Genomic DNA, 15,401 nt, shown 5'->3' on the forward strand with positions numbered 1-15,401 from the left:
TGTTGAGCAACGCGTCAGGCCGGCTATCGAGGGCTGCATTGCAGCCCATTCGCTCCCCTGGGTCGGTCAGGCAAACTTGGCCCGCGCAGCATGCAGCTTCTTGTAGCTCTCGATCAGGCGCAGATGGCGGTCCATCCCTTCCAACTTCATGCTGGTCGGGGTCAGCCCATGGAAGCGCACGCTACCATCGATCGAACCCAGCACCGCGTCCATCCGCGGGTTGCCGAACATGCGACGGAAGTTGACCTCGTAGTCGGCCATTTCCAGCTCTTCATCCAGCTGCACTTCCAGCACCACATTCAGCGCCTGGTAGAACAGGCCGCGCTCGACGGTGTTGTCATTAAACTGCAGGAACGCCTCGACCAGCTCCTTGGCATCCTCGAAGCGCTTGAGCGCCAGGCAGATCAACAGCTTCAGCTCAAGGATGGTCAGCTGGCCCCACACCGTGTTCTCGTCGAACTCGACGCCGATCAAGGTGGTGATGGTGGTGTAGTCATCCACCTCGCATTTATCCAGGCGACGGCGCAGCGCGCGCAGGGCGCGGTCGTCGAGGCTGTGCAGGTTGAGGATGTCGGCACGGAAGCCCAGGGCACGGTTGGTGTTGTCCCAGATCAGGTCCTCGACCGGGTAGATCTCGGAATAACCCGGTACCAGGATGCGGCAGGCGGTGGCGCCAAGGTTGTCGTACACCGCCATGTACACCTCTTTGCCGAGGTCTTCGAGGATGCCGAACAGGGTTGCGGCTTCCTGGATGTTGGAGTCCTCGCCATGGCCGGAGAAGTCCCACTCGACGAACTCGAAATCGGCCTTGGCACTGAAGAAGCGCCACGACACCACACCGCTGGAATCGATGAAATGCTCGACGAAGTTGTTCGGCTCGGTCAGTGCATGGCTTTCGAAGGTCGGCTGTGGCAGGTCGTTGAGGCCCTCGAAGCTGCGGCCCTGCAGCAGTTCGGTGAGGCTGCGCTCGAGCGCCACTTCAAAGCTCGGGTGGGCGCCGAACGAGGCGAACACGCCGCCGGTGCGCGGGTTCATCAAGGTCACGCACATCACCGGGAACTCACCGCCCAGCGAGGCGTCCTTGACCAGCACCGGGAAGCCCTGCTCTTCCAGGCCCTGGATACCGGCGAGGATGCCCGGATATTTGGCCAGCACGTCCTGAGGTACATCCGGCAGGGCCAGCTCGCCCTCGAGGATTTCGCGCTTGACCGCACGCTCGAAGATTTCCGACAGGCACTGCACCTGGGCTTCGGCCAGGGTGTTGCCGGCGCTCATGCCGTTGCTGAGGAACAGGTTCTCGATCAGGTTGGACGGGAAATACACCACCTGCTGGTCGGACTGGCGCACGAACGGCAACGAGCAGATACCGCGTTCGGTGTTGCCCGAGTTGGTGTCGTACAGGTGCGACCCGCGCAGTTCGCCGTCGGCGTTGTAGATCTCCAGGCAGTGTTCGTCGAGGATTTGCGCCGGCAGCGCGTCCTTCGGCCCTGGCTTGAACCACTGCTCGTTCGGGTAATGCACGAACGGTGCGTTGGCGATGTCCTCGCCCCAGAACTGATCGTTGTAGAAGAAGTTGCAGTTGAGCCGCTCGATGAACTCGCCCAGCGCCGAGGCCAGAGCGGCCTCTTTGGTCGAACCCTTGCCGTTGGTGAAGCACATCGGCGACTGCGCATCGCGCACGTGCAACGACCAGACGTTGGGCACGATGTTGCGCCAGGAGGCGATCTCGATCTTCATGCCCAGGCCGGCGAGGATGCCGGACATGTTGGCGATGGTCTGCTCCAGCGGCAGGTCCTTGCCGGGGATGTAGGTGGTGGTGTCGGCCACCGGCATCAGCAGGCCCTGGGCATCGGCGTCGAGGTTGTCGACTTCCTCGATGATGAACTCGGGGCCGGTCTGTACCACTTTCTTCACGGTGCAGCGGTCGATGGAGCGCAGGATGCCCTGGCGGTCTTTCTCGGAAATGTCTTCGGGCAGCTCGACCTGGATCTTGAAGATCTGGTTGTAGCGGTTCTCCGGGTCGACGATGTTGTTCTGCGACAGGCGGATATTCTCGGTGGGAATATCGCGGGTCTGGCAGTAAAGCTTGACGAAGTACGCCGCGCACAGGGCCGACGAGGCCAGGAAATAGTCGAACGGGCCCGGGGCCGAGCCATCGCCCTTGTAGCGGATCGGCTGGTCGGCGATCACCGTGAAGTCGTCGAACTTGGCTTCAAGACGAAGGTTGTCGAGAAAATTGACCTTGATTTCCATGCGGGGATTACCGTGATTTGAGCGTGCAAAACGAAATAGGCCGGCATTATCCGGGTTTTCGCCGCGCAAGTCCTCTGCATCTGTATTCCGTCCTACACAATCCAACGGATTGCTTGCCTGATCCTGCGGACCTGCGCCCGCCACCAGACCAGTGGTCGTGCCTCTGTGCTAGCGTTTCTGGATTGGGGAACAACGTATTCCCCACCAGACAGTAAGCGCCATCAATCGATGATCAGCAGGTGAGCCATGGAACTTCGTATCAACCAAAGGACCTACCAGGTCGACGCCGATGCCGACACGCCCCTGCTGTGGGTGCTGCGTGACGACCTGGGCATGACCGGCACCAAGTATGGCTGTGGCCTGGCCCAATGCGGCGCCTGCTCGGTGCTAGTGGATGGCAACGTCGTGCGGGCCTGTGTCACCCCCGTGGCCGGCGTGGTCGGGCGCGAGGTGACCACCATCGAGGCGGTCGAGGCCGACCCGGTAGGCAAGCGCGTGGTGGCGGCCTGGGTCGAGCACCAGGTGGCGCAGTGCGGCTACTGCCAGTCTGGCCAGGTGATGGCGGCCACAGCGCTGCTCAAGCACACCCCCAAACCCAGCGACGAGCAGATCGGCGCGGCGATGGTCAACCTGTGCCGCTGCGGCACCTACAACGCCATCCATGCCGCCGTGCATGCACTCGCCCAAGGGGAGCAGGCCTGATGAACACGCCCGTCGATACCCCCGCAGAACTGCTCAGGCTGCAACTGGGTGAAACCGTCAACTTGTCGCGCCGGCGCTTCCTGGCCGGCACTGCGGTCGGTGCCCTGGTGCTGGGCTTCGGCCTGCCGATGGGCGCGACCCGCGTGCAGGCAGCGGCAGCCGCCGCCCCGGAGCGCGGCACCCAGGTGCCGGCGTTCCTGGAAATCCGCCCGGATGGCAAGGTGCGCCTGCTCAGCCCATTCATGGAGGGTGGCCAAGGCCCCTTCACGGCCATGGCCCAGATCGTCGGTGAAGAACTCGACGTCGACCCGGCCAACTTCCTGGTCGAAAGCGCACCGCCCGGGGAAGCCTATGTGGTGATGGAAAACGGCCTGCGCATCACCGGTGGCAGCATGTCGGTGCGCATGAGCTACCCGACCATGCGTCGCCTCGGCGGTTTGGCCCGGGCCATGCTAATGCAGGCTGCCGCCGAGCAATGGGGCGTGCCGGTCGGCGAGCTGTCCACCGAGCCTGGCAAGGTCATTCACGCCGCCTCCGGCCGCTCGCTGGCCTACGGCGAACTGGCCGGCCGGGCCATGGACCTGCCGGTGCCGGACCCTGCCAGCATCAAGCTGCGCGACCCCAGCCAGTTCCGCTGGATCGGCAAGCCGGTGCGGCGCCTGGACGCCTACGACAAATCCACCGGCAGGGCCCAGTACTGCATCGACATCAAGCTCGACGGCATGCTCCATGCCGCCGTGCAGCATGCGCCACGTCTGGGCATGACCGTGGGTAGCCTGCGCAACGAGGAGCAGGTCAAGGCCATGAAAGGCGTGCACTCGGTGCATCAGTTGCCGGGCGCGGTTGCCGTGATTGCCGAACGCTGGTGGCACGCCAAGCGCGCCGTGGAGGCGATCCAGGTGGACTGGAAAGAGCCGGGTGCCGACAGCAAGGTGCGGCCAATGCCGGCAGACTTTTCCAGCGACGGCTGGCGCGAGCACCTGGCCACCGTTGAAGGGCCGGCCCGCGATGAAGAAAATGAAGGCGACATCGCCGGCGCCCTGGCCAATGCCAAGACCAAGGTCGAGGCCAGCTACCACAACCAGTACCTCAACCATGCCCAGCTGGAGCCACCGTCTGCCCTCGCCCGCTTCAACCCGGACGGCACCCTGGAGGTCTGGCTGCCCAACCAGGCGCCGGACATGTTCCGCGACGACATCGCCAGGCGCACCGGCCTGGATGCCGCGCAGATCACCTTGCACTCGCCGCTGCTTGGCGGCTTCTTCGGACGCCATTTCCTGTATGACTCGGCCAACCCGTATCCACAGGCCATCGCCTTGGCCAAGGCCGTCGGCCGCCCGATCAAACTGATCTGGAGCCGCGAAGAAGAGTTCCTGCGCGACGTGCTGCGCCCGGTCGCCGTGGTCACGTTCCGCGCCGGGCTGGATGCCGAAGGCCTACCGGTGGCCATCGAAGCCGTAAGCGCCACCGAAGGCCCGACCGAAGCCCTCGCTGGCAAGCAAGGCGACAAGATCGACCCCACGGCCCTCGAAGGGCTATCGGGCAAGTCCTACGCCATTGCCAACAAACGCATCGCCCAGATCTACGTCAAGGGCCCGGCAATGCTTGGCTACTGGCGCTCGGTGGGCAATTCGCTGAACGACTTCTTCTATGAATCGTTCCTTGACGAGCTGGCCGACAAAGGCGGCAAGGACCCTTACGAACTGCGCCTGCACCTGCTGCGGGACAATCAGCGCCTGACCAACCTGCTGCACGCGGTGGCCGAGTTGTCCGGCGGCTGGAAGCGTGGGCCGTTCACGGCAGAAGACGGCAGCAAGCGCGCCCGCGGCATAGCCATGGCCTCGCCGTTCGGCTCCGAAGCCGCGGCAATCGCCGAGGTGTCGATCGAGAACGGCCAGGTCAAGGTGCACGACATCTGGCAGGCGATCGACCCCGGCAGCATCGTCAACCCGGCGATCATCGAGCACCAGGTCAATGGTGCAGTGGCCCTGGGCTTGTCGCAGACGCTGGTGGAAGAAGCGGTGTTCATCGATGGCAAGCCACGCGCACGCAACTACGACCTGTACCCGATCCTGCCGCCCTCGCGCATGGCCCGGGTGCATGTGCGCATTGTCGAGAGCGGGGCGAAGATGGGCGGTATCGGCGAGCCGCCGTTGCCAGCGGTGGCGCCTGCCGTGGCCAATGCGGTGGCGCAGCTCACCGGCCAGCGCGTGCGTAGTCTGCCACTTAGCCGCCACACCTTCAGCTGACCCGACAAGGACTGCCCCATGACCCACAGCCGTTTCGCCCGAACTGCGGGCTGGCTGGCCGTGCCGTGCCTGGTCGCGGCCGGCCTGCTGGCCTGGTACGTGACCCGCGAGCCCGCCTCGCCTTTCACCACCGAACGCATTGACCCCGCGCTGGTCAGCCGCGGCGAGTATGTCGCCCGGCTCAGCGACTGCGTGGCCTGCCACAGCCTGCCCGACGGCAAGCCGTTTGCCGGGGGCCTGGCAATGGCCACGCCGTTGGGCACAATCCACGCCACCAACGTGACCCCCGACCGCGAAACCGGCATCGGCAACTACAGCCTGGCCGACTTCGACCGCGCCGTGCGCCATGGCGTCGCGCCGGGCGGCCGGCGGTTGTACCCGGCCATGCCCTACCCTTCGTACGCCAAGCTAAGCGACGACGATGTCAAGGCGCTGTATGCCTTCTTCATGAAGGGTGTGCAGCCGGCACAACAGGCGAACATCCCCAGCGATATCCCCTGGCCGCTGAACCTGCGCTGGCCTATCGCCTTGTGGAACGGCGTGTTCGCCGCCACCAAGCCTTACGCGACCAAGCCTGGGCAGGACGCGCAGTGGAACCGCGGCGCCTATATCGTCCAGGGCCCTGGCCACTGCGGCAGCTGCCACACGCCACGGGGCCTGGCCTTCAACGAGAAGGCCCTGGATGAAGCCGGTACCCCGTTCCTCGCCGGCGCCCTGCTCGATGGCTGGTATGCGCCGAGCCTGCGCGGCGACCACAACACCGGGCTCGGCCGCTGGAGCGAGGCCGAGATCGTCCAGTTCCTCAAGACCGGGCGCAACCCGCATGCGGTGGTGTATGGCTCGATGACCGAGGCGTTCAACAACTCCACGCAGTTCATGAACGATGAAGACTTGGGCGCCATCGCCCACTACCTCAAGTCACTGCCCGGGGACCCACAGCGTGACGGTACGCCGTGGCAGTACCAGGCAGTTTCTGCGGCCACGCGCCTGAACAGCCCTGGCGCCCACACCTACGTCACTCGCTGTGCCACTTGCCATGGCCTGGACGGCAAGGGCCAGGCCGAGTGGATGCCACCGCTGGCCGGTGCCACCTCGGCGTTGGCCAAGGAAAACGCCTCGGCGATCAACATCACCCTCAATGGCTCGCAACGCATCGTCGCTGCTGGCGTGCCGGATGCCTACCGCATGCCGGCGTTTCGCGAGCAGCTGTCGGACCAGGAGATTGCCGATGTACTGAGTTTCGTGCGCAATACCTGGGGCAACTCGGGCGGTGTGGTGGATGCACAGGCTGTGAGCAAGCTGCGCGGGCACACTGACCCGGCCAGCAGCAGCCCGATCATCCTGCATATGCGCTGAGGAGGCACAGCCCATGGAAAGCATCGACCTGTTGGTCTTGCGCACCGCCCGTGACTGGCTCCAGGCTGGCGAGCGCGTGCTGCTGGCCACCGTCGCCCGCACCTGGGGCTCGTCGCCACGGCCCGTCGGCTCGATGATGGCCCTGCGCGGCGATGGCCGAGTGGTCGGCAGCGTCTCTGGCGGCTGCATCGAAGACGACCTCATCCACCGCTACACCACGGCCTACCAGGGCGACGGCATGCCAGCGCGCCTGCCGCAGGTGGTGCGTTACGGCGTCAGCGCCGATGAAGCACAACGTTTCGGTCTGCCCTGCGGCGGCACCCTCGAGCTGATCCTCGAATTCGACCCGGCGCTGGCAAGCCTGGAGCAACTGCTGCCACTGCTGGACAGCGGCAACCTGGTGCGCCGCGAGCTGGAGTTGGATAGCGGCCACGTACACCTGACCATCACCGGCGCACCGGAGCAGTTCGGCTTCGATGGCCGGTACATGCTCAACACCCTGGGCCCTGGTTATCGCATGCTGCTGATCGGTGCCGGGGTGCTGGCCGAGTACCTGGCGACCATGGCCCTGTTCAATGGTTTCAAAGTGGCGGTCTGCGACCCGCGCCCGGAATACATGGGCGGGTGGAATGTCGCTGGCGTGGAGAAGATCATCGGTATGCCGGATGACGTGGTACGTGCGTTCGCTCCGGACCTGCGCAGCTGTATTGTCGGCCTCAGCCACGACCCCAAGCTGGACGACCTGGCCCTGCTCGAAGCCTTGCACAGCCCGGCGTTCTACATTGGCGTGATCGGTTCGCGGCGCAACAACCAGTCACGCCGTGAGCGCCTGATCGAGCACTTCGGCGAAAGCGAGGCCTCACTGCAGCGCCTGCACGGGCCGATTGGCATCTACATCGGCAGCAAGACCCCGGCGGAGATTGCCGTCAGCGTCATGGCCGAGATCCTGGCGACCAAGAACGGCGTCACTTTGCCCGGTGCAGTCAATGTCAGCGAAGCCAAGCGGGCGCTGGAGGTTGATGGGTAGCCGCTCCCTCAAGGCTTCCCTTCCGCCTGCTGCCGCCACAACTCCAGATTCTTCTCGACCAGTTGCTCAGGCACCGGCCCGGCAACCAGCTCTTTCATTTTTTGCGCCAGCCTCTCGCGCAGCTCTGGACGGTTGCACTTCGATTGATGCGACAGCGCCAGGTACAGCCCCTCGCTGGCCACCGGTGGGTCGAGCATCTTCAGCTGCGTATCCCAACCCTGCGTTCCCGCCAGGGCCATGCCGGGGTACTGCTCATAGATCAGGTAGTCATTGCGCTTGTGCAGCAGTTTCTCGAACGCCTGCCTGGCGCTGGGCACCGCTTCGAGCTGCAGGTTGGCCCTGGCGTAGTCGTCGAACTGCTGGCCGTGGCTGTTGCCGACCAGCGTCCCGCCATTGTGGCCCTTGAGGTCCGCCCAGTCGTGGTAGGGAAAGCCGCCATCCTGACGGACCCAGACCACGCTGCGCACATGCAGGAACGCCGGGCTGACGAAGTCCATCTGCTGCTGGCGCTCGTGGGTCAGGAAGTACCCCGCCATCAGGTCGATACGCCCAGTGCGCACCTCCTCCTGCGCCCTTGACCAGGGCCCGCCGTACACCACCTTCACTTCCAGCCCAAGCGCCTTGCCCACTTCATTGAGCAGGTCGGCATTGGCCCCGATCAAGCGGTCAGGGTTGTTCGGGTCACGCCAGAGATACGGTGGATATTCCGGATTGCCGGTAGCGGTCAGCTGGCCGCACAACGCCTCTGCTATCGCCCCTTCGGGCAGCACAAGCATGAAGAGCGACATCAGCAAAGGCCGGCAACGACAGCGCTCGATCATCTACACCCCGCGGAAGCTGTGGCATTCAGCTGTCAGGCGTGGTCGCGAAAGCTGCCACATCCCGTGGGCCACGGCGGCATCGATGGCCGCGTACTACCAACAGTCTGGCCGAGGATTGGCCGTGCGCCAGCCTTTCGTGCGCCATTTGCGCATTACGCGACACTTAGTCGCTGGGCCGGAAAACACAGACCCGTCCACGCAGGCGCTTGGCTTCATACATCGCCTGATCGGCGGCCTTGACCAGTGCATCCACCTCGCTGGCATGGGCAGGTGCAAGGGCAAGCCCGATGCTTGAGGTGACGAAGTCGATGCTCAGGCCCCTGACACTGACCGGCTGGCCCAGCACCTTGAGCAAGCGCTGGGCCAGCGCATCGGCTGCCTGGAACTCGGTCATCGGGACGATCACGGTGAACTCGTCACCCCCCAGGCGATAGGCCTTGGCCGGTTGACGCAGCGCATTGCCCAGGCGCTCGGCCATGCATACCAGCAAGGCATCGCCGATATCGTGGCCAAAGCGGTCATTGACCTGCTTGAAGCGGTCAAGATCGAGAAAAATCAGCGCCAGCGGCAGGCTATCGCCATTCAGGTGCCGGGCAAGGTCCTCATGGAACGCCTTGCGATTGCCCAGCCCGGTCAAGGCATCCTGATAGGCCAGGTCGAACAGTTGCTGTTGATGAAGCACATGCTCGCTGACGTCGTGCAGGATGCCGCGATAGCCGATCAGGCGGCCCCCGGCGTTGTGGCGCCTGGAGATCTGGGTCTCGAAGTGGCCGATGCTGCCGTCGGCCCGCCGCAGCCGGGCCGAGAGCGGCGCCCCAGGTTCGGTCTCGGCGATTGCCGGTTCCGTGGGCGCGCTGGCGCCATGGTCTTCCTGCAGAGAAGCAACGGTCCGGCCGATCACCTGCGCCGCCGGGTAACCGAGCAACCTGCAGAAAGCCGGGTTGACCGACTCGATCCTGGCCAGCTCGTCCAGTTCGAAATAGCCGTCTTCCATGGCGTCGAGAATCGCCCGGTCGCGCGCTTCGCTTTGCTCCAGGCGGTCCAGCGCACGGTTCGCTTCGCGCGCCAGCGTGCCCAGCTCATCGCGCCCGTCGTCGGTCAGGCGCCGCCCTGCCGCCGTCGGGCCAATGGCCAGAAGCTCCTGATGCAAGCGCGCAATACGCCGCAGCAAGGTGACGTCCAGCGCGAGGTAGATCAGCAACCAGGCCAGGCCGATGAGCCCGCCCGTCACGCCGAGGAACACATTGAGCTGCTGCTCGCCTTCAAGGTACAAATGGCGCTCGCGGGTCAGTTGCAGGCGCAGCTGCGGCTCGCCAAGGCTATCCTTGAACAGCAGGTCGATGCTCTGGTGGCGGGCATCGACCACCTCGCGATTGCCGATGCTCATCAGTTCGGCCTGCAGCACCGGCGGCTGCTGCTCGGTGGCCGACGGCAGCCAGGTGAGTTCACCGCCCAACTGCTGTTGCAGCATGGCAACGCGCTTGCTGTCCAGGAATGTTCCCGCCAGCAGCACGCCGCTAGCCCTGTCGCCGCTGCGCGCAGTATCCACGGCGACCAGAATCAGCGGCACCCTGAGCACGGCCAGCAATTGTGCGGGCGGCGCCACATCCTGAGACTGCAGCAGGCGCGCCAGTTGCTGGGCGACGCCGTCATGCAGCGCCTTCAGGGTCAGCGCTGGTGCCCCGGCCGGGCGCTCCAGCGACGCCAGGTCCAGTGGCCGCCAGCTCACCCGCTGCTCACCATTGGCGAAGTAAAGGATGAAATCGAAGCCACTGCGGCCCAGCGTGGCGGCATCGAGCGGGAACGCCGACGGCACCGCCCCCGGAACTGCCTGCGCCCATTGCCGCAGGCGATTGGCGTCACGCTCGAAGCTGTTGCCCAGCAAGGCGCGCAGGCGCTCGGCCTCGGCCACCAGCAGCCGCTCGTCCTGCTTGTCCAGCCGTGCCAGCAGCATGCCCTGGGCCGCAAAGTAGACGAGCGACAACACCAGCAGCAGCGGCGGTACGAACAGCCAGAGCAATCTCATGCGTAACTTCATGCGGGCTCCCCGTACCCTGGTTCACCCGCTTCATGAGCTTGGGCAGGACCTGCCTGGCGCCGCCGTTGCCCGCACGGCCTCGGCCAGCTTGCGCAGATTGGCCTGATGGGCGTTGACCAGGTTGTTGATACTGTTGTCGGCGGTAGTCTGGACCGACGTCCGGCAGGTAATTTCGGGCTCGCCTGGCCGCTTCAGCCGCCACAGTGTATCGAGCGAGGCGTATTGGCCGGGCACGCTGTCGAAGCGCTGCACATCGACCCTCAACACACTGCTGGTGCCGGGCGCCGGGCCGCCCAGCATGTCCTGCAGGGCACTGCGAAACTCATCCACCAGATTGGCGCCCCACCATTCCGTTTCCAGGATGGCCAGGCCGCTGCTGCCCTGGCGCACCACCAGTTGCGGGCGGTCCACTTGCGGCGGCAGGCTGACCCGGCTCACCTGCACGTGCTGGCTACCCCCTTGCACCGGCTGCGCCGGCACCAGGGTGTGGTAGTTGTTCGGGGTACTGCTGCAGCCGCTCAGCCAGATCAGCAGGCTGGCCCCACACAGGTTGCGCACTCGATGCATCAGCTGACACTCCTTTGGCCTTTCACTTTCAAGGTCTCAAGTCTTGCGCACCGGCTGCCTTCGGCCGGCCTTGAATCAGCGACTCGGGGTGGCGCCCCAGGTAGTCGGTCAGGTCACGCAGCGAACGCGACATGCGCTCCAGTTCGTCCAGTGTTTCACCCAGCCGTTCGCGCTCGGGCGAGTCGTCGGCAATGGTCGCGTTGGCCGTCTTCAAGGTCTTCTGCATGTCGTCAAGGGTGGCTTTCACCCCAGGCAGCGTCTGACTGTTGAACGTCTTGAGGTTGGCGCGCAGGTCACGCAGGGTGCCATCGAGGTTGCTGGCAATGCTCTCCAGCGGCAACTTGCCGATACGCTCGACGAAATGCTGCAACTGCTCCTGCAGCATCTCCAGGCTGCCGGGCATCGTAGGAATGACGATCGGGTTGGCCTCCCTGTCGAACGCGACCTTGGGGGCGTTCGGGTAGAAGTCCAGGGAGATGAACATCTGCCCGGTGATCAGGTTGCCGCTGCGCGCCTGCGCCCGCAGGCCATGCTCGACGAAGGTGCCGATCAGCTGCCGTGCGCCGTTGAGGTCACCCTCGGTGTGTTTGAACACCGCCAGCATCTTCTGATGCACCGGGCCGAGCCGCTGCGGGTAGATCACCGCATCCACCACCACCGGGAAGATCTGTTTCACCGGGTCGTAATCCAGTTTGATCGAAGTGACCCGGCCAAACTCCACGCCCTTGAACTCTACCGGAGCGCCCACCGACAGCCCGCGCATGGACTGGTCGAAGCGCAGCTGCAGGTACTGCCCCTTGCCGTGTGGCGGTGCCAGTGCCGCTTCACGATCGGCAAACAGCTGGAAGTGCGTCTGGTCCGCTGCCGGCTGAACATCCGCGGTAAAGTCGGGCGAACCAAAGGCCAGCCCGCCGATCAGTATCGACGACAACGACTCGGTATCGACCTTCAGGCCATTGGCGCCAATCTGCATGTCGACGCCGCTGGCATTCCAGAATCGAGTGTCGCCTGTGACGAAGTTGTCGTAGGGCGACTGCACGAAGATGCCGATCTCGACGCCCTTGCCATCGTCCTGCAAGGCATAGGACACCACTTCACCCACCGGGATCTTGCGGTAATAGATGGCCGCGCCGATATCCAGCGATCCAAGGTCTTCGGCGCTGAGCAGGAAACGCTTGCCCTTCTCGCCATAGGTGATCGCTGGCGGCAGTTCCAGGCCAGTGAAGTTCTTTTCCGTCGCTTTCGACTCACCGGCATCGGCACCAATGAAGCTGCCGGACAGCAAGGTATCGACGCCGGACACCCCGCCTGCACCAATCCGTGGGCGTACCACCCAGAAGCGCGCCCCCTCGGTGGCGAACGAGCGCGCATCATTGGCCAGTTGCACCTTGACGATGACGCTGTTGTGGTCCTCGGCCAGGTCCACGGTGGTCACTTCGCCAATCACCACGCTGCGGTACTTGACCTGCGTCTTGTGCGCCACCAGCCCTTCACCGGAGCGAAAGGAAATCGAAATCACCGGCCCTTCCTGCAGCCAGTTGCGCACCACCAGCGAGGCCCCGACCAGGATCGCCAGGATAGGCACGATCCACACCAGTGAAATATTCCAGCGCCGGGTGCGTACCTCTGCCTGCCCTGCCCCATTTCGCGCATCACTCGCTTGCGCCATCAGTGCGGCCTCCATCATTGCCAGGGTGATCCCAGATCAAGCGTGGGTCGAAGCTCATTGCCGAAAACATGGTCAGCACCACGACCATGCCGAAAAACAGGATGCCCGGGCGCGGTTCGATGGTGCCCAGGCCGCGCAACTGCACGAGCGCAGCCACCAGTGCGACGACGATGACATCGAGCATTGACCAGTAACCGATCAGTTCAACGCCACGGTACAGCTGCGAGCGCTGCCGTTGTGCCCAGCTGGAGCGACGCTGGGCGGTGAACAGCAGCAGGCCAAGGGAAAAGAACTTGATCGCCGGCACGCCGACGCTGGCAATGAAGATGATCAGGGCGATGTCCCAGGCACCTGCCTCCCAGAATTCCAACACGCCGCCACCGATGGTGCTGTCGCTGCCACTGCCGAGCATTTCGGTGTGCATCACCGGCAACAGATTGGCGGGTACGTAGAACACCAGCGCGGCCAGCAAGAAGGCCCAGCCACGGTTGATGGCGTTGGCCTTGCGCCGGTGCAAGGGCGCACCGCAGCGCGGGCAGGTGTGGTCCTTGCCCAGTTCGCACGCCAGCCCGCAGCCGTGGCACAGGCACAGGCCGAGGTCATCGGCCAATACCGGCGTGCTCATACCTGCTCCCACAGGTCGCGAATATCGCGGCCGGCAATGTAGATGATCAGCATGCTCAGGGCGGCCAGCGCGATCAAGCCGATACCTGGAATGACATCGAGCAGGCCGGCCAGCTTGATGACCGCCACCAACGCGCCGAGCAGGCAGACTTCCAGCATGCTCCAGGGGCGCAGGCCTTCAAGGCAGCGCATGCTCACGGCAAACCCTGGCGCCCTGCGCCCGGCCAGGGCAAAGCTCAGCAACCAGCACAGCAAGGTGATTTGCAGCACCGGCGCAAATATGATCGCCAGCGCCATGACCAGGGCGATGAAGGTGATGCTGCCACTGCTGAGGATCAGCACCGAATCCCACAGGGTGGCGGAATTGCTCAACCCTTGCATGCCGATGGTCATGACCGGATAAAGGTTGGCGAACAGCAGCAAGACAGCACCCGTGATGCTCAGGGCCAGGCGTTGCTGGATGCTCAGGCTGCCATGCCGGTACAGGACTCCGGCACAGCGCGGGCAGAGGGCACGCTGGTGACGCTGCAATGGCGTGCGCCGATATACGGCATCGCAATATTCGCAGATGATCAGGGGCTCGGTCTGGCTCATGCGGTATTCCCGGATGCAGGTCTCTATGCGTGCAGTCAGCCATTGATTGACGCAGGGCCGAGCGTCGACATGAGCAAGCGTAGACGGGAAAGTTGCGTTACGGAGCCAGAGAAAGCACCGCGGATCCAATGGCGATAATAGAAGAAAGGCCGGGGACCGATGCTTTACATCGGTCCCCGGCCTTCTGGATCAGGCGAACCTGCTGATCGAATAACCCTGGATCACCTGCACATGCGCTTCACGGCGCGCTCTGCGGCCGCCTGGAACACCTTGCGCATGGCCTCCAGCTGTTCGGGCGGAAAAGCCTTGGCACAGGTCAGGCCTTGCAGGAAGCCGATACCCCAGCCTTTGGTTTCAGCCAGCTCCTGACGGTTCTCGGCGTCGGCGATATCCCCCAGGTGCAGGGCTGCTGGATGCTCGTAGCGGTCTTCCAGCGCCAGTTTGCGCAGTTCCTCCAGCGCCACCTTGAACTCGGCAGCGGCAGCATCGTCCAGGCCCAAGTGCTCGTACTGCAGCAGGCTCAGACGGTCGGTGGCGGTCATCTTCGAATCTCCGTTTCACAGTAAAAGGAGCAGGTGCAAGGAAATCACCAACCCGCCGCGACGCATCCGGGTGCCAGCGAAGGTGGTGTCAGTTCCCGAGTTGTATACCACAACTCGGGCCTCTCCCCCTAGCGGCGTGCGCCATCCGGGAGCAACGCAGCGACACCGTCTGTCGCTGGCCAGGCGCGATAATTAAATTTAAATTGAATTTAACTTATAACAGGATCACGCTCTGTGTCATTGCACTGAATCGAGAGCATCGCACCATGGCCACCACACCGCGCGAACCGCGCAAGGACGGCGAAGCCACCCGCACACGCATCCTCCAGGCCGCAGGCGAATTGTTCGCCGCCGTGGGTTATGCCGAAGCCAGCAACAAGGCCGTCGCCGCCAAGGCCGAGGTCGACCTGGCCTCGATCAACTACCACTTCGGCAGCCGCAATGGCCTGTACCTGGCCGTGCTCGACGAAGCACGGCGGCGCTTCCTCGACATCAGCGACCTGCAGCGGATCACCCTCGCCGAGCAACCGGCGGCGGAAAAGTTGCGGGCACTGGTCGAACTGGTCGTGCGCAAGGCCACGCAGCGTCGCGACAACTGGCACCTGCGCGTGCTGGCCGCGGAAATCCTCGCGCCCAGCCCGCACGGCCAGGCCCACCTGCAAGCCGAGGCACCGCTGAAGCTGTCGCTGCTCAAGGGCCTGTTCAGCGAGATCACCGCCATTCCCCAGAGCGACCCGGCACTGACCCGCTGCATCCTCTGCGTCACCGCACCTTGGGCGATGCTGTTGATCGGCCCCCGCGGGTCCACCGGGACCCTCCACGAAATCCTCGGCATGCCGGCCGAAGACGTGTCTGCCCAGCTATTCAGCTTCGCCCTGGCCGGCCTGCAGGAAGCCGGCCGCCAGCACGCCAACGGCAAAGGCTGCTGACCGCACATGGACGCTCGATCGCACCCACAG

13 protein-coding genes are annotated in these 15,401 nt (G+C 64.5%); 5 read left to right on the forward strand and 8 right to left on the reverse strand.

Annotated elements, in window-relative coordinates; all coding sequences use genetic code 11:
• Positions 1 to 66 precede the first annotated feature (66 nt).
• Entirely contained in the window at positions 67 to 2,253 is a 2,187-nt protein-coding gene (locus tag ACOKS3_RS15820; protein WP_422763665.1) for an OsmC domain/YcaO domain-containing protein, read from the reverse strand.
• 246 nt (positions 2,254 to 2,499) lie between these two features.
• Here ACOKS3_RS15820 and ACOKS3_RS15825 point away from each other — a divergent pair, with 246 nt between their 5' ends.
• The 4 genes from ACOKS3_RS15825 to ACOKS3_RS15840 are packed head-to-tail and all read left to right on the forward strand — an operon-like array spanning position 2,500 to position 7,587.
• A complete protein-coding gene (locus ACOKS3_RS15825) occupies positions 2,500 to 2,955 on the forward strand; it encodes a (2Fe-2S)-binding protein (RefSeq protein WP_422763664.1) in 456 nt (151 codons plus the stop codon).
• Positions 2,955 to 5,204: a xanthine dehydrogenase family protein molybdopterin-binding subunit gene (locus ACOKS3_RS15830; RefSeq protein WP_422763663.1), complete on the forward strand. Its 2,250-nt coding sequence runs from the start codon at positions 2,955 to 2,957 to the stop codon at positions 5,202 to 5,204. The genes ACOKS3_RS15825 and ACOKS3_RS15830 overlap by 1 nt, the downstream gene beginning before the upstream one ends.
• An 18-nt stretch (positions 5,205 to 5,222) precedes the next feature.
• Positions 5,223 to 6,560: a c-type cytochrome gene (locus ACOKS3_RS15835; RefSeq protein WP_422763662.1), complete on the forward strand. Its 1,338-nt coding sequence runs from the start codon at positions 5,223 to 5,225 to the stop codon at positions 6,558 to 6,560.
• 13 nt (positions 6,561 to 6,573) lie between these two features.
• Positions 6,574 to 7,587 (forward strand): XdhC family protein, encoded by a 1,014-nt coding sequence (locus ACOKS3_RS15840; protein WP_103447535.1) that lies wholly within the window; start codon positions 6,574 to 6,576, stop codon positions 7,585 to 7,587.
• An 8-nt stretch (positions 7,588 to 7,595) separates the two neighbouring features.
• On the opposite strand, the gene ACOKS3_RS15845 is transcribed toward ACOKS3_RS15840, so the two are convergent.
• The 7 genes from ACOKS3_RS15845 to ACOKS3_RS15875 form a co-directional block, all read right to left on the reverse strand.
• On the reverse strand, positions 7,596 to 8,408 hold the full coding sequence (locus ACOKS3_RS15845; protein ID WP_422763661.1) for a substrate-binding periplasmic protein: 813 nt from the start codon (positions 8,406 to 8,408) through the stop codon (positions 7,596 to 7,598).
• 163 nt (positions 8,409 to 8,571) lie between these two features.
• Positions 8,572 to 10,434 carry a diguanylate cyclase domain-containing protein gene (locus ACOKS3_RS15850; RefSeq protein ID WP_422763660.1) on the reverse strand — a complete coding sequence of 621 codons (1,863 nt, stop codon included), beginning with the start codon at positions 10,432 to 10,434 and terminating at the stop codon, positions 8,572 to 8,574.
• 42 nt (positions 10,435 to 10,476) lie between these two features.
• Entirely contained in the window at positions 10,477 to 11,013 is a 537-nt protein-coding gene (locus ACOKS3_RS15855) for a PqiC family protein (RefSeq protein ID WP_103447538.1), read from the reverse strand.
• 28 nt (positions 11,014 to 11,041) lie between these two features.
• The gene (locus ACOKS3_RS15860; protein ID WP_103447539.1) at positions 11,042 to 12,682 is read right to left on the reverse strand and encodes a PqiB family protein; all 1,641 of its coding nucleotides are present in this window, start codon (positions 12,680 to 12,682) and stop codon (positions 11,042 to 11,044) included.
• Positions 12,666 to 13,307, reverse strand: a complete 642-nt coding sequence (locus tag ACOKS3_RS15865) for a paraquat-inducible protein A (RefSeq protein WP_103447540.1) — start codon at positions 13,305 to 13,307, stop codon at positions 12,666 to 12,668. Before ACOKS3_RS15865 ends, ACOKS3_RS15860 begins: the two co-directional genes overlap by 17 nt.
• Positions 13,304 to 13,900: a paraquat-inducible protein A gene (locus tag ACOKS3_RS15870; protein WP_103447541.1), complete on the reverse strand. Its 597-nt coding sequence runs from the start codon at positions 13,898 to 13,900 to the stop codon at positions 13,304 to 13,306. Before ACOKS3_RS15870 ends, ACOKS3_RS15865 begins: the two co-directional genes overlap by 4 nt.
• Positions 13,901 to 14,121: 221 nt before the next feature.
• Positions 14,122 to 14,442 (reverse strand): P-loop NTPase family protein, encoded by a 321-nt coding sequence (locus ACOKS3_RS15875; RefSeq protein ID WP_103447542.1) that lies wholly within the window; start codon positions 14,440 to 14,442, stop codon positions 14,122 to 14,124.
• A gap of 266 nt (positions 14,443 to 14,708) precedes the next feature.
• Between ACOKS3_RS15875 and ACOKS3_RS15880 the strand changes: the two genes are divergently transcribed.
• A complete protein-coding gene (locus ACOKS3_RS15880; RefSeq protein WP_103447543.1) occupies positions 14,709 to 15,371 on the forward strand; it encodes a TetR/AcrR family transcriptional regulator in 663 nt (220 codons plus the stop codon).
• Positions 15,372 to 15,401: the final 30 nt, after the last annotated feature.

The organism is Pseudomonas sp. HS6-2, from assembly GCF_049325675.2.
GTDB lineage: Bacteria > Pseudomonadota > Gammaproteobacteria > Pseudomonadales > Pseudomonadaceae > Aquipseudomonas > Aquipseudomonas putida_N.

Coding starts and splice junctions, on each gene's coding strand:
- ACOKS3_RS15835 (WP_422763662.1), top strand. CDS start 5,223: ATGACCCACAGCCGTTTCGCCCGAACTGCGGGCTGGCTGGCCGTGCCG.
- ACOKS3_RS15855 (WP_103447538.1), bottom strand. CDS start 11,013: ATGCATCGAGTGCGCAACCTGTGTGGGGCCAGCCTGCTGATCTGGCTG.
- ACOKS3_RS15820 (WP_422763665.1), bottom strand. CDS start 2,253: ATGGAAATCAAGGTCAATTTTCTCGACAACCTTCGTCTTGAAGCCAAG.
- ACOKS3_RS15845 (WP_422763661.1), bottom strand. CDS start 8,408: ATGATCGAGCGCTGTCGTTGCCGGCCTTTGCTGATGTCGCTCTTCATG.
- ACOKS3_RS15870 (WP_103447541.1), bottom strand. CDS start 13,900: ATGAGCCAGACCGAGCCCCTGATCATCTGCGAATATTGCGATGCCGTA.
- ACOKS3_RS15825 (WP_422763664.1), top strand. CDS start 2,500: ATGGAACTTCGTATCAACCAAAGGACCTACCAGGTCGACGCCGATGCC.
- ACOKS3_RS15865 (WP_103447540.1), bottom strand. CDS start 13,307: ATGAGCACGCCGGTATTGGCCGATGACCTCGGCCTGTGCCTGTGCCAC.
- ACOKS3_RS15850 (WP_422763660.1), bottom strand. CDS start 10,434: ATGAGATTGCTCTGGCTGTTCGTACCGCCGCTGCTGCTGGTGTTGTCG.
- ACOKS3_RS15830 (WP_422763663.1), top strand. CDS start 2,955: ATGAACACGCCCGTCGATACCCCCGCAGAACTGCTCAGGCTGCAACTG.
- ACOKS3_RS15880 (WP_103447543.1), top strand. CDS start 14,709: ATGGCCACCACACCGCGCGAACCGCGCAAGGACGGCGAAGCCACCCGC.
- ACOKS3_RS15875 (WP_103447542.1), bottom strand. CDS start 14,442: ATGACCGCCACCGACCGTCTGAGCCTGCTGCAGTACGAGCACTTGGGC.
- ACOKS3_RS15860 (WP_103447539.1), bottom strand. CDS start 12,682: ATGGCGCAAGCGAGTGATGCGCGAAATGGGGCAGGGCAGGCAGAGGTA.
- ACOKS3_RS15840 (WP_103447535.1), top strand. CDS start 6,574: ATGGAAAGCATCGACCTGTTGGTCTTGCGCACCGCCCGTGACTGGCTC.